The organism is Candidatus Poriferisocius sp. (assembly GCF_965204145.1).
Lineage (GTDB): Bacteria > Actinomycetota > Acidimicrobiia > Acidimicrobiales > Bin134 > Poriferisocius.
This window is the reverse complement of record NZ_OZ241977.1, coordinates 1,274,865-1,292,111: the sequence shown is the minus strand read 5'-3', so window position 1 is coordinate 1,292,111 and position 17,247 is coordinate 1,274,865. Positions and strand designations below refer to the sequence as shown.

16 protein-coding genes are annotated in these 17,247 nt (G+C 64.2%); 10 read left to right on the top strand and 6 right to left on the bottom strand.

Features of this window, described 5'->3' with window-relative positions:
* The first annotated feature begins 236 nt into the window (after positions 1 to 236).
* The 3 genes from ACOGI7_RS05855 (at position 237) to ACOGI7_RS05845 (ending at position 5,004) form a co-directional block, all read left to right on the top strand.
* Positions 237 to 1,706, top strand: coding sequence for a hypothetical protein (locus tag ACOGI7_RS05855; RefSeq protein ID WP_419850975.1), 1,470 nt, complete (start codon positions 237 to 239; stop codon positions 1,704 to 1,706).
* A gap of 116 nt (positions 1,707 to 1,822) precedes the next feature.
* The gene (locus tag ACOGI7_RS05850) at positions 1,823 to 3,808 is read left to right on the top strand and encodes a WD40/YVTN/BNR-like repeat-containing protein (RefSeq protein WP_419850974.1); all 1,986 of its coding nucleotides are present in this window, start codon (positions 1,823 to 1,825) and stop codon (positions 3,806 to 3,808) included.
* A 35-nt stretch (positions 3,809 to 3,843) separates the two neighbouring features.
* The gene (locus tag ACOGI7_RS05845; RefSeq protein ID WP_419850973.1) at positions 3,844 to 5,004 is read left to right on the top strand and encodes an amidohydrolase family protein; all 1,161 of its coding nucleotides are present in this window, start codon (positions 3,844 to 3,846) and stop codon (positions 5,002 to 5,004) included.
* Positions 5,005 to 5,008: 4 nt separating this feature from the next.
* Here the strand turns inward: ACOGI7_RS05845 and ACOGI7_RS05840 are convergent, their stop codons facing one another.
* On the bottom strand, positions 5,009 to 5,686 hold the full coding sequence (locus tag ACOGI7_RS05840) for a hypothetical protein (RefSeq protein WP_419850972.1): 678 nt from the start codon (positions 5,684 to 5,686) through the stop codon (positions 5,009 to 5,011).
* Between the two features lie 24 nt (positions 5,687 to 5,710).
* Entirely contained in the window at positions 5,711 to 6,166 is a 456-nt protein-coding gene (locus ACOGI7_RS05835; RefSeq protein WP_419850971.1) for a glycine/sarcosine/betaine reductase selenoprotein B family protein, read from the bottom strand.
* 395 nt (positions 6,167 to 6,561) lie between these two features.
* Between ACOGI7_RS05835 and ACOGI7_RS05830 the strand changes: the two genes are divergently transcribed.
* A complete protein-coding gene (locus ACOGI7_RS05830) occupies positions 6,562 to 8,079 on the top strand; it encodes a hypothetical protein (protein WP_419850970.1) in 1,518 nt (505 codons plus the stop codon).
* Between the two features lie 62 nt (positions 8,080 to 8,141).
* The gene (locus ACOGI7_RS05825) at positions 8,142 to 9,839 is read left to right on the top strand and encodes a formate--tetrahydrofolate ligase (protein WP_419850969.1); all 1,698 of its coding nucleotides are present in this window, start codon (positions 8,142 to 8,144) and stop codon (positions 9,837 to 9,839) included.
* Positions 9,840 to 9,883: 44 nt separating this feature from the next.
* Here the strand turns inward: ACOGI7_RS05825 and ACOGI7_RS05820 are convergent, their stop codons facing one another.
* Positions 9,884 to 11,278 (bottom strand): ferric reductase-like transmembrane domain-containing protein, encoded by a 1,395-nt coding sequence (locus tag ACOGI7_RS05820; RefSeq protein ID WP_419850968.1) that lies wholly within the window; start codon positions 11,276 to 11,278, stop codon positions 9,884 to 9,886.
* A 287-nt stretch (positions 11,279 to 11,565) separates the two neighbouring features.
* Between ACOGI7_RS05820 and ACOGI7_RS05815 the strand changes: the two genes are divergently transcribed.
* Entirely contained in the window at positions 11,566 to 13,398 is a 1,833-nt protein-coding gene (locus ACOGI7_RS05815) for an RCC1 domain-containing protein (protein WP_419850967.1), read from the top strand.
* 161 nt (positions 13,399 to 13,559) lie between these two features.
* Positions 13,560 to 14,342, top strand: coding sequence for a hypothetical protein (locus tag ACOGI7_RS05810; RefSeq protein WP_419850966.1), 783 nt, complete (start codon positions 13,560 to 13,562; stop codon positions 14,340 to 14,342).
* 68 nt (positions 14,343 to 14,410) lie between these two features.
* Here the strand turns inward: ACOGI7_RS05810 and ACOGI7_RS05805 are convergent, their stop codons facing one another.
* Entirely contained in the window at positions 14,411 to 14,533 is a 123-nt protein-coding gene (locus tag ACOGI7_RS05805; protein WP_419850965.1) for a hypothetical protein, read from the bottom strand.
* A gap of 172 nt (positions 14,534 to 14,705) precedes the next feature.
* On the opposite strand from ACOGI7_RS05805, the gene ACOGI7_RS05800 reads away from it, so the two are divergent.
* Together ACOGI7_RS05800 and ACOGI7_RS05795 are read left to right on the top strand one after the other, a co-directional pair.
* Entirely contained in the window at positions 14,706 to 14,948 is a 243-nt protein-coding gene (locus ACOGI7_RS05800; protein WP_419850964.1) for a hypothetical protein, read from the top strand.
* Positions 14,949 to 15,227: 279 nt separating this feature from the next.
* Positions 15,228 to 16,034 (top strand): RNA-binding domain-containing protein, encoded by an 807-nt coding sequence (locus tag ACOGI7_RS05795; protein ID WP_419850963.1) that lies wholly within the window; start codon positions 15,228 to 15,230, stop codon positions 16,032 to 16,034.
* A gap of 88 nt (positions 16,035 to 16,122) precedes the next feature.
* Here the strand turns inward: ACOGI7_RS05795 and ACOGI7_RS05790 are convergent, their stop codons facing one another.
* Positions 16,123 to 16,383 carry a DUF4143 domain-containing protein gene (locus tag ACOGI7_RS05790; RefSeq protein WP_419850962.1) on the bottom strand — a complete coding sequence of 87 codons (261 nt, stop codon included), beginning with the start codon at positions 16,381 to 16,383 and terminating at the stop codon, positions 16,123 to 16,125.
* 105 nt (positions 16,384 to 16,488) lie between these two features.
* Between ACOGI7_RS05790 and ACOGI7_RS05785 the strand changes: the two genes are divergently transcribed.
* On the top strand, positions 16,489 to 16,791 hold the full coding sequence (locus ACOGI7_RS05785; protein ID WP_419850961.1) for a hypothetical protein: 303 nt from the start codon (positions 16,489 to 16,491) through the stop codon (positions 16,789 to 16,791).
* Positions 16,792 to 16,961: 170 nt separating this feature from the next.
* Here ACOGI7_RS05785 and ACOGI7_RS05780 read toward each other — a convergent pair whose 3' ends face one another.
* The gene (locus ACOGI7_RS05780) at positions 16,962 to 17,246 is read right to left on the bottom strand and encodes a hypothetical protein (RefSeq protein WP_419850960.1); all 285 of its coding nucleotides are present in this window, start codon (positions 17,244 to 17,246) and stop codon (positions 16,962 to 16,964) included.
* Position 17,247: the final 1 nt, after the last annotated feature.

Sequence of the window (17,247 nt, the reverse complement as noted above, 5' to 3'; positions counted from 1 at the left end):
GACATAGATGTGGCATCTTGTGTCCGGTGATCGCAACTTCAACCCGGTATGCCCTGCGGACAGCAGTTGGCGTTGCTTCGCTGATCGCAATCGCGATCAGCGGGATCACCGCGTGCAGTTCGTCGGAACCCAACGAAGTCATCGTGTCCAGCGAACTGACCCCCGTTCCTTCTCAGGCGCCAACCGCTGCGCCTGTCGCCGGGACCCCGGCTGTTCCAGAGCAAGAATCTGCTCAATTGGACATTTCTCAGGAATCGGGGCTCGTTTGGACCGAGGTCGACCTCAGCGGAGTGTTCGACCTCGATGTGGATGAGTCCCTAGAACTCGAATCGGTCGGAGACGGTCGCGTGCTTGCCGTTTCCGCCAGTCCCGACGTTGTGAACAATGTGCTTGTCACCGACAACGGGGTGGACTGGGCTGCGCTTCCCATTCCCAACGGATTCAGCCCCTGGAGTGTCGACATCACCGGCGAACGCTGGTTGATCCTAGGACGGGATCCAACCAAAGAAGCTCCCGGCACCCAGATTCTGTTCTCCGACGACCGAGGATCCAATTGGACTGAGTTGGCGGTTGAACTTGGCCCGTTCGATGGCACGGCTTGGATCGGCAACGCCATCGTGGCCGGAAGGCTCATTGTGGCGGCGGTCCAGAGCGACACCTGGCAACCCCAACTAGACGAAGCCCTTGATGATGACATGGCCTACGAGCCGAGTGAGAAGCATGTCCACCTCTTCTTGAGCGACGGTGGGCCAGCCGAGCTGGTTGCCGAATTCCAGGGTTGGTACACCGGTGGCCACGGGGCATCTGATGGATTCCACCTGATCATTTCTGGCCCCGCCGCCGAGGACTACTTGCTGCATTCCCCCGATGGCCGCCAATGGAGCAGCACCATTGTTGACGTTCACGTCACCGACAGCGCGCGGAACGAGCTCTGGACTGCTGATCCGACCGACGGGAGATTCAAACTCGAGCGCTTTGAAGGGGTCTTCGGGTCAGATCAAGTGTTGACGCTGCCCGACGGCATCGGCTGGATGCCTGATCTGGCCGTCGGACCTGCGGGGGTTGCCGCGGTGGGAGGGCCGGCATCGCCCAACGACGAGCTTGGCGGGGATTTCACCTTGCCCGACATCAGCATCGAGAAAAACGGCTACGAGCTCCGGTACAACCAGCCCGAAGGCGGCATCACGCTTTGGGACTTGAACGAGGACTCAGCCGTCTATGTATTCGATGCTGAGACTCTCCAAAGTGAGGGTGAGTTCCAGGGAGTGTCGGAAGTCGAGGATGCCTCTGGCTCAAATGTGGTATTCCACGACCCCGAAACCGGAGCTGAGCTCGTGGCTTTCTCCGGTGAAGAGTTGGCGGCCGCAGTCACGGAAGAGGTCTCGGCCGCCTACAGCGAATACGACCCCGACGAGTTCATAATCGGCTGGTCAACGGACGGCACCGACTGGGAATGGCAGACCCCCCAAGAGGCATTCGGCCTACCCGAAAGCACCCCTGACGACAACTCATTCACCCAAGTCCAAGTGGCTGTGGGGCACGACTTCGTGATCGCCATGGTTCAGACCTATGAGTTTCTCGGCTCTGACTTCGGCGAAGACGCCCCGATCGGAGTCGGCGACAGCCAGTCCGATTCAACCTCTGCCTACCTCACTACCACCACCTCCCCCTCACCCCCTCGCTGGTTCGTCGCCAGGGTGGAGTGATGCAAGGTCGCGGACCACGGAACCAACCACCGTTGAAAGGTGTTTAAGGTTTAGTGAGTAGAAACCTTGACCGATTGACACACTCAGCCTGGGCCGTCGCGGCCATTCTGAGCGTGTTGGCGACCGGCGCAATCACAGGGTGCGGCAAACCGGATGACTTTCAGGCGACTGAGCAAGCAACCGGCACCCTCGATAGCGCTCTCTTGAACCCTCCCGTTGCTGCTCCGACCGCCTCACGAACTGCCGCGCCTTCACCTCCGCCAGAGCCAACGACCCTGCCCCCTGCATCAACTCCATCTGTTGTTCCAGATTCCAGTGCGTCCGACAACAGTGTCGAACTTGCTCCGGTGAAGACATTCACCGCGCTTGGTCTGGAGTGGTCTCAATTCAATCTGGAACAGATAAATGGACTGCCTCTCGTTGATCTCACCGACCCGCAGCTGCTCCCTGATGGACGCGTCATGGCCCAGGCATCACCAACGGATAAGCGAATAATCGTCACAGAGAACGGGGAAGACTGGGAGCTTCTTCCCCTGCCATCCGGCGTCAGTCCAGACCAGGTCGAATTTTGGAGAAAGCGCTGGCTGATTAGCGACGAAGACCAGGTCTTCTTCTCCGATGACCTGGGAGCCAGTTGGACCAAAGTTCCCCTACCAGCAGGGATCGGCGCAGACCAAGTCGATATCTCAGACCTGGTTGAGATTTCAGGTGACCGGTGGATGGTCGCCGGAGACGACAAGGCATTTTTCTCTGATGATCAGGGGGCGAACTGGACGGAACTGCACTTGACTTTGCCCGCTGGTCCCGTTTCGGAGCTGCCGGGCATCACAAGACACTCGTGGATAAGCCTTATTCTGGTCTCGGGTCAGAACATGGCCGCTCTTGTACCAACTCTCCTTTTGCCAGATGCCGCGTCACTGGTGGTCTCACGCGGGCTTGTTCCAGAACGGGATTCTTTGCAAATGGCAGAACTGGATGGTGAAGCAGTCATGTTCCAAAGATCGGGCTCAAATGATGTCGAGCGTTTCGAAATGACCGAAGAGGAACTCAAAACCATTTTCGATAAGTCTGGTCAAGTACTGACCCTGGTGCTTGTGAGCGAGGGCGGCGCTCTTCTTGAACCTGCTGATTTCCCGTGGCGTAATGACCCAATGAAGTTTGGAGACACTCAATTGGCGTGGAGTTCAGATGACAGCTTCTACGTCCTAAGGGATACGCCAGACGGGCCGGCGTTGGTTGCTTCGCAAGACGGTACGAGTTGGAAGGAGATTCCCGTTAGCGACGAAGCCCTTCAAGACCCAACCGGTAATCCAGCCCTTGAAGATGCCTTTGCCGAAATAGCCGATCTTGGGGATCAGATCGGCGATTGGCCCATTAGCCAGCATGAGGGGCCGTTCTTGGTCGAGGAACCCGATTGCATCGGGGACCTGCGGCCATCTGTAAAAACGGATGAAGGAATCTTGCATGTGACGGCTCCAGAAGTTGGTCCCTCTGGTGTCTTCGCCGAAGCGACGCATGAAGACGAGCCAAATCTCTGCATTCGAATGGCGAAGGGACGCTACGAACTCCGCTCCGTCGACACGGGCGTCTTTCACTACCGGTTCGCATTGTGGGACCTCGATGCAGATGTCGCGCTCTACAAATTTGGACCTGAGGTCTTGTCTCCACAGCATGAAGAAATGCCCGATGGCATTCGACTCATCGTGGGAGACTCCCCCGAGCCTGATGTACCGACATTCGACCCAGACAAACCTGCGCTTGAGGTGAGTCCTGGCACTGACGGCGCCGAATCATACCTACTCGCATTTGCCGATCCGGAAACTGGCGCAGACTTGGTGACATTCTCTGTTGAGGAACTGCGTCAAGCTCTTGAGTACCCGTTCTCATCATTCAATGAGCCGGAGATCTGGGTGGGATGGACAACGAGCGGTGCCGACTGGGAATGGCAAACCTTGGCCGATGCGTTTGGCCAAGACTACAGCTATATCGACATTTCGCTATCGGAGGTAGTAGTCGGTCATGGTTTTGTGCTAGTCGAAGTCTCCTACTACCCGAGTATCAGCCGCATTATCAGCCGCTGGTTCATCGCCAGGGTGGGCTGAGAGCGGGGATGCTGGCTGCCCCATAGACTCAGCGAATGATCATCGATGTGGATACCCACTGGGAGATCACAGGGGATTCGGCGGGGGTTGACCCCATGAAGCAGTGGGCCGATCAGATTCCCGACAATCGGACGCATCTGGCCAACGCCATCGCGGGCGACCTCCTTCAGGTGCTGCCTGCGGACCGTTTGCCAAGCCCGGCAGAGCTGCTGCCCAGATTGTTCGAGCGGGCCAAGGACGCGGGCGGGCCGGTGGTGTTGCACCCTCGCCATGACTCCACCGCGGCTGAGCGGGTGGCGTGGATGGACTCGGTGGGCATCGACCACTGCCTGGTGAACCCCGGCGGCTATTGGCAGAAGCTCGACTACCTGCGGCCTGAGGATCGGGTGATCGCCGCCCAGCGGTGCAACGACTTCCTCACCGAGCAGCTTTGGGACCAGCGTGACCGGCTCCATTCGGTGGCCACTATTGACTTCTCAGACTTGGACGATGCGGTGACTGAGTTAGAGCGGTGCCGGGAGCGAGGCGCCCGGGCTTTCTTCCTCTACACCTGCCGGGGTGCGCCCGCTGGCGGCCCGCCCGGCCACCCCGATTGGGACAAGGTGTGGGCCGCGGCCACCTCCTTGGGCATGGTGGCGGTGATCCACGTGGGTAATACCGAGTCGGACTTCTCCAAGTGGGCTGACATCGGCTGGGACCTGCCCGACGGGGCCGGCATCGGCGGACTGATCCGGCTGGCCAACACCCAGCGACTCCACGCCGCCCAGAACCTCATCGCCAGCATGCTGTTCGGCGGGGTGTTCCACCGGTTCCCCAAGCTCACCGTGCTAGTAGAGGAGATGCGGGCCGGATGGCTCCCCTGGTATGTGGCCACCCTTTCCCGCCAGTGCCTGTCGTCGCCGTCCTTAGGCGACTGGCCCTGGCCCACGAGCGGCGAGGACATGCTGCGCCGCAACCTGCGGCTCACTCCCCTGCCCGGATTCGGCGACACCGACGCCCTCGATGTGCTGGCCGCGCTGCCCGACATGGTGGTGTTCTCCTCCGACTACCCCCATCAGGAGGGCAATGCCGACCCGATCGAGCTGTATCGCCCCGCTCTCGACGAGCTCGACAACGAGGTGAGGACCGCGTTCATGGGGGCGACCTCCGCCGATTGCTTCGCTCGCATCGGCGATCCGCTGCCTGCGGTGGGCTGAGAACTCAGCGCCCCACAGGCTGCATGTAGAACGTGATGCCACTGGGGGCCTCTTGCTCGGTGAGGGCGTCCCGAGCGGCAGCCAAGGTCTTGCCCGCCTCAGTCTCCTCGTAGAACCAGGCTTCCGCCTGCCGTGCACCCGGTGGCGGGCCGCTGGCCATCTCCAGGGCGGCCTCCTGGTAGTAGGCCCGGATGTCGTGGGCGATGGCGATGGTGTCCAGCCGGGGCCCGTACACCTCTTTCCAGTGTTCTCCGGCCGCCACCCGCTCGAGGTCGGCCAGCGCTGCGGCCACGCCGTCGGCGTCGACGGCCCGGCCCACCTCGGTGGCGCCCCGCCGGGCCACCGCCCGGTCGTAGGCGGCCCGCAGACCCTGGGCCTCATCAATTGACGGCGCGATATCGGGGTCATAGCGGGGCGGCAGCGCACAGGCCAGTGGCGTCTCCACCGCTTCCACTACTTCGGGATAGTCCACGAGCACTGGACCCGAAGGAGCTTGGAGCAGGTCGAATGCTGCGGCGAGCACGCTGTGTTGGAATTGGGCGTTGTCGGGCATGCCCAACGGGCGACCCAGGGGAAACTCGCAGTACAGCACCCTGGGGACGCTCATCCGCTCGGCCACCGGACGCATCGACGCCAGCACCACCGTGGCGATCCCGGCATCTTCCAGTACGTGGGCCAGCACACACACGGTGCGCGTGCACAGCGGTCAAACCGGGGTCAAGATGGCAACGTCCACCCCGTCGGCCCGCAACTCGGCCGCTGCGGCCGGGCCGGTGTCCAGACGCACCTCCGACACCGTGTCGGGTTGGTTGCCGGCAAATGCCACATGGCGAGGCGCCACTGCCCCGATGGTCCCGTCGGCGGCCAATTCCTCCAAGCGGTCGATGGGGTACACCACGTTGTGGTCTGCCACATACGCAGCCCGGTCGAAGTTCGAGCTCCAGTGGCCCAAGATCAGCTCCCGATCACCCCGGTCGAGCATCCGATAGCTGACGTCGCCTCGGCCCTCAAAGCGGTCCTGATCGGCCCGGTGCAAACCCGCACTGGTCACAATGGCCACCGTGGCCTCCGCCAAAGGCGGCGGTGTCGCCCACGGAGTGGACTCGAATTCTGGCACGGGCAGGTTGGCCATCATGTCGCGCATCGTCTGATCACTGGACATGCTCACACTCTCCCATAGGCGGGCCTTACCGGCCCGATTGAAATAGGAACGATTGCTGTAGTTGCTCGGAATAACGGGCCCGGATCTCGTCAACGGTGTCGAAGAAGTCAGTCATGGTGAGCCTCCGTCACTGCGTGCTCTTGCGATCGGCCGATTCCAAAGACCGCCCACCCATGTCGCCTTAAGGCAGGTACGTTCTCGTTGTGGATGTATCCCCAGACGAGGACCAGGCCGAGAGCCCGGCCAAGGTCCGACATAGTCGCTGGAAGTCGTTAGCCCCCATCGCGGCACTCGCCCTGCTCGCTATCGGTTTCGGCACTTGGCAGTTGTTGGACCGCGACGGGTCGGATAACGACATCCACGTCACCGGACCGGGAAGCGCCTCCACTGGGCCAGTGCTTGAATGGACCGAGTTCGACCCCGGCTTCGACGAAGATGCCCTGTTGGGGATTCTCGAACCGCTCGGCGACGGCCGGATCCTCGTCAAGGCCTTCGGCGAAGACTACGACGGCACGGAGCCTGGCTACCGGTTCCTGATCACCGAGAACGGCATCGATTGGTCTGAGGTGCCGATGCCGGAGGGCGCGTCACCGCTCTCCCATGATTTGTCCGGTGACCGCTGGTTGGTCGCGGGATACGACTTCGGCGCTGAGCCCCGCCCCGCGACGGGAGAACCTGATGACAACGGCAGCGAGGTTCTTTCCAGGTATCAGGCCTTCTTCTCCGATGATCAGGGGGCGAACTGGACTGAGGTGGAATTCAACTTTTCCTCGAGCTCGGTCGAAGTGCCGTCCCCCTACGAGCATCTCCCGTTATTCGTCACCGCGGCATTGACATCAGGAGAGCACATGGTGATAGTGCTCCAGGGCGAGGAAGCGGGCACGAATGCCGGACCCGACTCCAGCACTGAGATGTCCAGCGAGTCGGAGGAAGACACCCAGGAAAATCTCAAATCCTGGATCTTTGCCAGCGACGGCGGCGCCTTCGAACAGGTTGCGGAATTTCACGGCCAGATCGCCGGCGGTGGAATCGGTATGAGCTTCAGCACTCCTGCCGGCTTCTCTCTCCAGCTCTACGTTGAGGGCGGAACCGATCGGGAGCCTGCTCGGCTATCGACGCTCACTTCCCCCGATGGCCGCATTTGGAGTGAGAGCAAGTCTGCTTCTGTCACCTTCACCCCCGCGGCGCTTGGCCCCGACGGATCGCTGTGGAGGACAGTCTGGTTGGGAACTGGGTACGGCCTACACCGATTTGATCGAGAGGGGACGCTGACAACCAAGGTTGCTTTTGACAACTCGCTCCCATTCCTTATGACCGCAGGACCCTCAGGGGTTGCTGTCAACGCGATGACCATTCCCGGCACCGACCTCTTCACCCTCCCGAACAAGCGAATTGCCAAAGGCGGCTACGAACTACGGCTCAACGAGCCTGAGGGAGGCTTCACCCTTTGGGATCTGTCGGCAGGCGTCGCGGTCTATGAGTGCCAGCGTGAAGTTCTCTGGGCGCAGGGCGCGGGCCCGGATGAGGAAGCTGTTTGCGAGTTCACGTATCCAGAACACGACAACGCTGACATGGACGCGGTGGTACTGGTGTTTGAAGATGGGCAAACCGGTGACCGATTGGTGTCGTTCACTCGCAGAGAACTGCTGCCCTCATTCCCCGTGGGGAACGTTACCGGGCTGGCCGTCGACAGCCCTGAAGGGGAAGAGCATTGGCTCGGGTGGTCGGCCGATGGTGCTGATTGGTGGTGGCAGTCTGCCGCTGACGCATTCGGGCTCGATCCTTCCGAAGCCAACGAGGCAACCGTCTTGCTTACAGTCGGCGATGGGTTCGTGCTCGCCCGCGTGCTGCAGTATGACGACTCCGCCCCGTACTACGAATCGACGCGCTGGTTTATCGCCCAAGTGCCGTAGCACCGCGATTGCGCCTACGCTGTCGGGGTTGACAACGAGCAACGAGCATGAGAGGCGGGTCCATGTCTTTTCCCTCTGACCTCGAGATCGCCCGCGGGGCGAATCTCCGACCGCTGACCGATATCGCCGATGAAGCCGGCATCCCGATCGAGATGCTGGAGCCCTACGGGGCGGGCGCGGCCAAGATCAGCCTGGACGCCATCGAGGCGCTGGCCGACCGGCCCCGGGCCCGGTATGTGGTGGTGACTGCCATCACCCCGACCCCGCTGGGAGAGGGCAAGACCACCACCACGGTTGGCCTGGGCCAGGGGTTCGGCCACATCAACAAGCGGGCCACCATCGCTATCCGCCAGCCCTCCTTGGGGCCGACGTTCGGCATCAAGGGCGGCGCGGCCGGCGGCGGCTACAGCCAGGTGGTGCCCATGGAGCTGTTCAACCTCCACCTCACCGGCGACATGCACGCAGTGACCGCGGCCCACAACATGTGCTCGGCCATGCTCGATGCCCACATCTACCACGGCAACGAATCAGGCCTGGATCTGCACAACATCACCTGGCGCCGGGTGGTGGACATCAACGACCGGGCCTTGCGCAACGTGGTGATCGGCCTGGGCGGGCGGCTCGACGGAGTCCCCCGGGAATCAGGCTTCGACATCACCGCCGCGTCCGAGGTGATGGCCACCTTGGCGCTGGCCACGTCGCTGTCGGACTTGCGGGCCCGGCTGGGCCGGATCGTGGTGGGCTACACCAAAGCGGGCGACCCGGTGACCGCTGAAGACCTGAAGGCCGCCGGGGCCATGGCCGTGCTGTTGAAGGACGCTCTCAAGCCCAACCTGATGCAGACCCTGGAGGGCGGCCCCGCCCTGGTACACACCGGGCCGTTCGGCAACATCGCCACCGGCAACTCCTCCATCGTGGCCGACCGCATCGCCATCCGCACCGGCGACTTCTTGGTGACCGAGGCCGGGTTCGGCGCGGACATGGGGGCAGAGCGATTCTTCAACATCAAGTGCCGCTATTCAGGCATCGATCCCGACGCCGCGGTGATGGTGGCCACCGTGCGGGGGCTCAAGGCCCACTCCGGCAACCACCGGATCGTGGCCGGGCGGCCCCTGCCCGAGGCGCTGTTGGCCGAGAATCCCGACGAGGTACACGCCGGGGGTGACAACCTCCGCAAGCAGCTCTCCAACATGAAGGCCCACGGCGTGACCCCGGTGGTGGCCATCAACGCCTTCCCCGGCGACCACGACGCCGACCTGGCCGCCATCGCCGAGATCGCCGATGAGTACGGCGCCCGCTGTGCGGTCACCACCCACTTCTCCGACGGCGGCGCGGGTGCAGCCGAGCTGGCCGAGGCAGTGGCCGAAGCCTGCGAGGAGCCCAGCTCGTTCAAGGTGCTGTACGAGGACGATCTGTCGCTCAAGGACAAGATCGCCGCGGTGGCCACCACCGTGTATGGCGCCGACGATGTGGAGTACTCGGCCACCGCCAACCGCCAGCTCGACACCTACGAGTCGGCGGGCTTCGGCCACCTGCCGGTGTGCATCGCCAAGACCCACCTGTCGATCTCATCCGACCCCTCCCTCAAGGGAGCGCCCACCGGCTGGACCCTGCCGGTTCGGGAGGTGCGGGCCTCGGTGGGTGCCGGCTTCGTCTACCCCATCTGCGGCGACATGCGCACCATGCCCGGCCTCGGCCGCCAACCCGCCGCCATGGGCATCGACCTCGACGAAAACGGAGAGATCGTCGGGCTGAGCTGACCGCGGCGACCGCCCATTCTGGCGAGTATCGCTTCAACCGTTGGTCAGTCGCGCCGCAGACCGGGGAGGTCGGGGCCGAATCCCTGGCGGAAGTCGAAGTCCTCGGTCTCGACTGATGCCGCGCCCAGTTTCCGGCTGGCCTTCTCAGCCGAGATGATGAGGCTCTTGGGGCCGCACAGTGCGACGTGGCCGCCCTTGAGCCCTTTGGGGCCGAAGTGGTCGGCCAGCGTCGATTTGGTGAACCGCTGACCGTCGGCTGAAGCGATGATCTGGAGGTCGATCTTGCCGTCGCGGTGGGCTCGGTCGAGCAGCTCGATTCCCATCGCGTCGTCTCGGGTGCGCACGCAGTAGAACAGCACGGGGGGATTGTGCGAGTCGGTGGGCAGCACCGTGGAGTTCGACAGGAACGGCGTGATCCCCACCCCTCCGGCCACCCAAACCGTCGGAGCGTCCTGCTTGGTAGCCTCGAAGGTGCCGTAGGGGCCTTCGACGAGCACCTCTACCCCTTCGAGGTCGGCGTCGTAGAGCTTGGCGGTCCAGTCGCCGAGCCGGCGGATGAAGAACCGCAGATGTCCTGACCCCGGCGGCGCGGCGACCGTGAACACATGGGGTTCCGACAGGCCCCGTTTCTGGACTTTGATGACGGCGAACTGGCCGGGGTGGTAGTCGAGGTCCTTGCCCATCGGCTCGAGCACCAGATCGACGGCGGTTCCCACTCTGGTTGCCGACACCACCCGGTAGCGCAGGCCCCGCCGGATCATGTCGCGCCCGATCACCCGGTACAAGAACGCAAGCAGGCCCGCAGCCATGAGCACGTTCAGATAGGCCCCCTGCACCGACCAGTTCTGATAGGGCTTCTCCACGGTGTAGATGTGCCAGGCCGCGAAGATGTACACCACCCCGAACAGCTTGTGGGTCAGGCGCCACCAGCGGTAGGGCATCCACCGCAAGATGCTGAGCAAGAACAGAGCGATGCCCATGATCAACGCCACACCGGCCACGGTGAGGCCGGTGTTCGAAGCCGACCGGGAGAACTCGAGATAGCCGTCTGCGATCTCTGCGGAGCCGGCGTGGAACAGCATCATCGGTATCGACAGGGCGCCGGCCCACCGATGCACGCGATACGCGCTGTCGAGACCGCCGAAAATGGGCTCAATGAGCGGGATGCGCACGGCCAGAATGAAGCTCCACGCCATGAGCGCCATCGACGCAGCGCCAATGGTGAGCCCCGCGGCCGTCGCATCGCCCGCGGGGCCTGATCCGCCGGACGCGGCGATGATCGACGCGATGGTTGTCGCCAACACCAGCATCGGGCCGATCCAGCCGAAGTGGGGCCGCAGAATGCGGATGTTGGGGACCTTCAGCCGCCAGTCTTGGCGCCGGCCCAGCATGCGCCGAAGCCGTGATGTCCGAGAGCGGGCTGCTCGCGCCATGCCCATAGACAGACCTCCCGAGTGTGACCGGCCCCTTGTCCGATAGAAGCGTCACCGGATGACCGCCTCGCCGACCCTCAGCGCCTGCGGCCCCACCGGTGCCAGTAGCCAAGGATACCGGCCATGTTGAGCGGCGCGGGTGTTGGGCGGCATGCGGGTTCACACGGAAGTCCTGGGGGTTTCGGTGGCAAGGAGCCGTGCCGGGTTGGTAGTGCCGTCAAGATAAACCGGCCCGACCAAAGAATTGACTCCCCCCCCCCCCCCCCCCCCCCCCCAATAATTAAATTATCGGCATGCGGAAGATCATCACATCGGCGCTCGTTCTGGCTTTGGCCGCGGTCACCTTGACCGGGACGGCGGCGGCGGACGGCTCGGTCTGCCCGCCGGGATACGGGCATCACGAGTTCAACGGGATCGACAACTGCACCGCGCCGGGCAGCCTCAACGGGCAGTACCCCTGGGAGGCATGGCGGGACTACGGCCAGCCCCAGGACGACCCCCAGCCCGGCCCGGAGATCGAGCAGCCCCAGGGCGATCCCCAACCCGCGTTCACTGCCCTCGCAGGCGGCGGCGATCATTTGTGCGCCATCAGAACCGACCAAACCATCACCTGCTGGGGCGACAACGACGACGGCCAGGCCGACGCGCCCGACGGGCAATACACCGCCGTCACAGCCGGCAACCTGCATTCGTGCGCCCTCAAACCCGACCAAACCATCACCTGCTGGGGCAACAACGACGACGGGCGGGCCGACGCGCCCGACGGGCAATACACCGCCATCACAGCCGGCCTCTCACATTCGTGCGCCCTCAAACCCGACCAAACCATCACCTGCTGGGGCAACAACGACGACGGCCAGGCTGACGCGCCCGACGGCGAATACACCGCCATCACAGCCGGCCGCGGCGGGCATGCGTGCGCCCTCCGAGCCGACCAAACCATCACCTGCTGGGGCAACAACGACGACGGCCAGGCCGATGCGCCCGACGGGCAGTTCACCGCCGTCGCAACAGGCATCTCGGATTCGTGCGCCCTCCGAACTGACAACACCATCACCTGCTGGGGCTACGACTACGACGACGGCCAACCCGACTTATTCGACGGGCAGTTCACCGCCATCGCAACGGGCTACCTGCATTCGTGCGCGCTCCGAACCGACCAAACCATCACCTGCTGGGGCAACAACTCCTTCGCTCAGGCCGACGCGCCCGACGGACAGTTCACCGCCATCGCAACAGGCCTCACGTATTCGTGCGCCCTCCGAACCGACCAGACCATCGCCTGCTGGGGCAACGACTCCTGGGGTCAGGCCGACGCGCCCGACGGCGAATACACCGCCATCGCAACAGGCAACCTGCATTCCTGCGCCCTCAGAGCCGACCAAACCATCGCCTGCTGGGGCTACAACAAGTCCGTGGGGCGGGCCGACGCGCCCGACGGCCAGTTCACCGCCATCGCAACAGGTCTCGCGCATTCCTGCGCCCTCCGAACCGACCAGACCATCGCCTGCTGGGGCGATAACCGCTCCGGCGAGGCCGACGCGCCCGACGGCCAGTACATCGCCATTGCAGCAGGCATTGCGCACTCATGCGCCATCCGAGCCGACCAAACCATCGCCTGCTGGGGCTACGACTACGACGACGGCCAACCCGACTTATCCGACGGGCGGTTCACCGCCGTCGCAACAGGCGGCGTGTATTCGTGCGCCCTCCGAACCGACAACACCATCACCTGCTGGGGCGATAACCGCTCCGGGCAGACCGACGCGCCCGACGGGCAGTTCACCGCCATCACAGCAGGCAGCTCGCATTCGTGCGCCCTCCGAACCGACAACACCATCACCTGCTGGGGAAGCGACAACTCTTGGGGGCAGACCGACGCGCCCGACGGCCAATACACTGCCATCACAGCCGGCGGCGTGCACTCATGTGCCCTCAGAACCGACCAAACCATCACCTGCTGGGGCTACAACTCCTGGGGGCAGGCCGACGCGCCCGACGGGCAGTTCACCGCCATCGCAGCAGGCGACACTCATTCGTGCGCCCTCCGAACCGACAACACCATCACCTGCTGGGACTGGACCACCAACTTGCCCGCCGGGGTCTTTGGGCCGACACGGCTCTAGCCCCCGCATACCATCACCCACAGCACCTGCCGTTGGGCCAAGCCGACAATGTGCCGCCTTCAGCGTCGGCGGCAAAGAGCTGCGCCGGGGTTGGCGGTGTTGTCGAGATGAGCGGCCCGGCCAAAGACTTGACTACCCCCCCCCCCCCCCATAATTCCGGCATGCGGAAGATCATCACATCGGCGCTCGTTCTGGCTTTGGCTGCGTTCCTGGCCCCCGCGATGGCGTCGGCGGACGGCTCGGTCTGCCCGCCGGGATACGGGCATCACGAGTTCAACGGGATCGACAACTGCACCGCGCCGGGCAGCGTCAACGGGCAGTACCCCTGGGAGGCGTGGGCCGACTACGGCCAGCCCCAGGGCGACCCCCAGCCCGGCCCGGAGGTTGAGCAACCCCAGGGCGATCCCCAGCCCGGCCCGGAGGCCGAGCAGCCAGTGGGCGACCCCCAGCCCGGCCCGGAAGCCGAGCAGCCCCGGCAGCGGGGCGTTGAGGCCCAGCCCCAGGGCACCCCTCCCACGAGGGAGGTCGAGCAGCCCCGGCAGCCGGAGGCTCAAGAGGAGGATGCGGAGGCGTTGGCCGAGTTGCTGCGGTGCGCCCAGAACCCCGCTGACTGCGAGTTCGCCGAAGAAAGCCCGCAGACTGTGAATTGGGGCACTTGGGGAAATCCGCCCGCGAACGCGGGCGGCTGCAACAACGGGTGGCGGTACGAGTCCACGACTTCGACATGCCACGCCGACCTCAGCAACCCCAAAGCGGACGGGTGCCGCGGGCCGCACTGCCGCATCACGCCGATCAATTGCAACATCAACAGCCGGAGCGCCACGGAGAAGGAGGGTCTACGCGACCTGCACTTCTGGTGGGGCGGGGCCTGCACCGACGCGCCTGCGAGTTGGAACAATTGTTCGGGGCGGACTGCCCGCATCCATGGGTATGGCACTTGTTAGGCGTGGCCGGTGCGGGGTGGTGTGGCCCCCTCCCCCGGAGGGGACCCCGGCCACCCACCCCGGCCCGGCTACCCGTCGTCGATTTCGAGCGTCTCGATCTGCACGTCTAGGCCGTTGGCGAGGCCGGTGGCCATCGCCCGGACCGCGACGGCGGCGAGCTTGAGGGCGGCGGCTATCTTGTCGCATGGCAAACAAGGAGGTTCTGATCATCGCCGGCCCGAACGGCGCCGGGAAGACGACCTTCGCGTTCAGATATCTGCGCCTCAAGAATCGAGGTCTGCCGTTCGTGAATGCCGACCTGCTGGGTTCTTTTCGACAACAATGGTCTTGTTCCCAGAGTCATCGAGCGGGGGTGAGTTCCCAGTGGCCACCGACCCTGGACAGGTCCAAGCCAACGGTCAGCATGATTCGTCGTTTGACGATGAATGGCTCGAGGACGTGTTGGAGGCGCTGCGGATGGCGGCCAAGGACGCACATCTCAAGGCCTACCAGACAGGCACAGGGGTGGTGTACCGCCGTAACGGCAAGATGGGCGTGTACCCGCCTGATCCTGACATGTATGAGGATCTGATCCCGGCCCAGTTCGAGGACAGCTACGAGATCTGACGCTCCCGCCGCACTCGTCGGGCTTGAAACCCCTGGTGCCGCTGGTGTTCAAGCGCGCCACCTGGACGTCGGTGAGCAGGAGCCGGGTTTTTGACCGGCTCCGCCAACCCCCACCCCCGAACCCCCGGTCGAACTTCCCCCGTGGTCTGGACACAGCCCCCATGCCCATAGACAGACCTCCCCGGGTATGATCGGCTTCTTGGTTGATGGGAGCGCTCGCTGGATGACCGCCTTGTCGACTCTCAGCGCCTGTTGCCCCACCGATGCCAGTAGCCGGGGGTGCCGGCTGTGTTGAGCGGTCTGGCATGGATCGGCTTTCTCTTCGCCGGGCTTGTTCTGGGGACGATCGCCCGCCTGGTGCTGTGGAGAAGGGTCTCGCTGTCGTGGGCCGAGACCATCCTGGTCGGGATCGTCGGCGCCGGAGTCGGCACCACCCTGCTGTCGGCGTTCCAAGGCAGCCGGGCGTTCGACTTCACCCTCCTGTCGGCAGTCTCGGCGGTCGCAGGCTCGGTCGGCGTCTTGGCGGTCTACGCCGCGTTGGCGTCCAGGCTGGCCGGTCGTTCGGCCAAGCCCGTCAACGAGGTTCTCAGCGCGGGCGAGTCCAACAGCGTCGAGTTCAAGCAGACCGCCCGCCACAACGTCCACACCGGCGAGCGAGACGCCCGCATGGAGTTCGCCGTCGCCAAGACGGTCGCCGGCTTTCTCAACGGCAGCGGCGGGACCTTGCTCATCGGCGTGGACGACGACGCGGCGCCCGTCGGGCTCGACGCCGACCTCCAGCACATGAAACAGCCCGACCTCGACCGCTACCAACTCTGGCTGACCGATATGCTCGAGTCCACGCTGGGCAGCTCCGCGCTGGCGTCGATCACCGTGACCTTCCCGCCGTGCGGTCCCCACCACATCGCCCGCATCGATGTGAGCCCCCACTCCCGAGCGGTGTTCGCCAACCCGCCCGGAGGCCAGCGAGCCGCCGACTTCTACGTGCGCATCGGGAACTCCACCCGGCTCCTGCTCACCGACGAGGCCATCGCCTACGCCTCCGCCCACTGGGGCTGGCGGCGCAAAACCCTGCGACGAACCTAGATGCGCCCCCTTCGCTGCCGCTGTTGTCGCCTCGGTCGCCCGCGGGCAGCCATGCACTTTCTTTGACGGGGGTGCGGGTCGCCGGGTTTCAGGGGGTCAGCCAGAGGGCGGAGATGGGCAGGGCGTAGATGTCGTCGTCGAGCCGGAAGGAGCGCTCGCCGGTGTGCAGCACGGCACCGCACGCGAAGTCGCTGCCGATTTTGTTGCGCAGCCACTTGAGCCGGTGGGCGTCGCGGGGCGAGACGGCTTGCGCGGCCTTGACCTCCAATGCGACGACGCGTCCGTCGGCGGCCTCCGCGATGAAGTCGATCTCGCCTCCGTCGCGGTCTCGCAGGTGGTGCAGCCGCACCTCGCGTTCGAAAGCGCCACTGCGCGTTCCGTCGAACATCTTACTGCGCGAAACGTCGATTTCCTACTGCGCGTTCCGTCGAACACTCTACTGCGCGAAACGTCGATGCCATTGGCAGCTTCTAGGAGACCAGAGCCAAGCGCCGTCTCAAACGCCCTCGACCTCGCCGCCGCCATCCGCTCCCACGAGCCGCTCGAGCTTCTCACGTCGCTTCTCGTCATGGTCCACCGCACCGACGCGGGCCACAGCCGGGCATCGTGGGACATGGGCGACGGCCTGCTCTACACCGACCCCGACGACCTCACCGACGAACAGCGCCGCCGCCTCATCGACCAGGGGGCGATTGCCGCCGCCTTGAAGCTCGCCGCCGTCGCGGTCCGGGCGATGGCCACCGGCCACGCCTACTAGAACACCTGCAAGGTCGCCCAACTGCCTTTGCCAGCGTCGTTGTATGCCCTGACTGGGACTTATACACCTAACTAGACAGCCTGTTCTGGCTGGTCAGAGTGCTGTTCAGTGCCGCTTTCATCCATGATTCCAAGTTAGCCGGCGCTTGCGGCAACTGAGGACGGCACCGCTCACGGCAATATCTCGTGCCCGCCGATATCGTGCCAGACGATGTGATGCTTGCCGGTCACCTGTTCTGGACCGAATGTGAACGTAGCCCGCCCGTCGCCGTCCCAAGACATCTCTAACAAGCCCGGCGCTCCTTCAACCTTCGTCACTCTGAGTCCGGGCCTGAACCACGTCAGCCTGCCTGTCTCCATGTCGGCGAGATCGCTTATGAACTGATCCAGTTTCTTCTCGAACAGAGACAATTCGCTATTCGTCAGCTTCTTGTGGCCGCGCTTGAACGCGGGCATT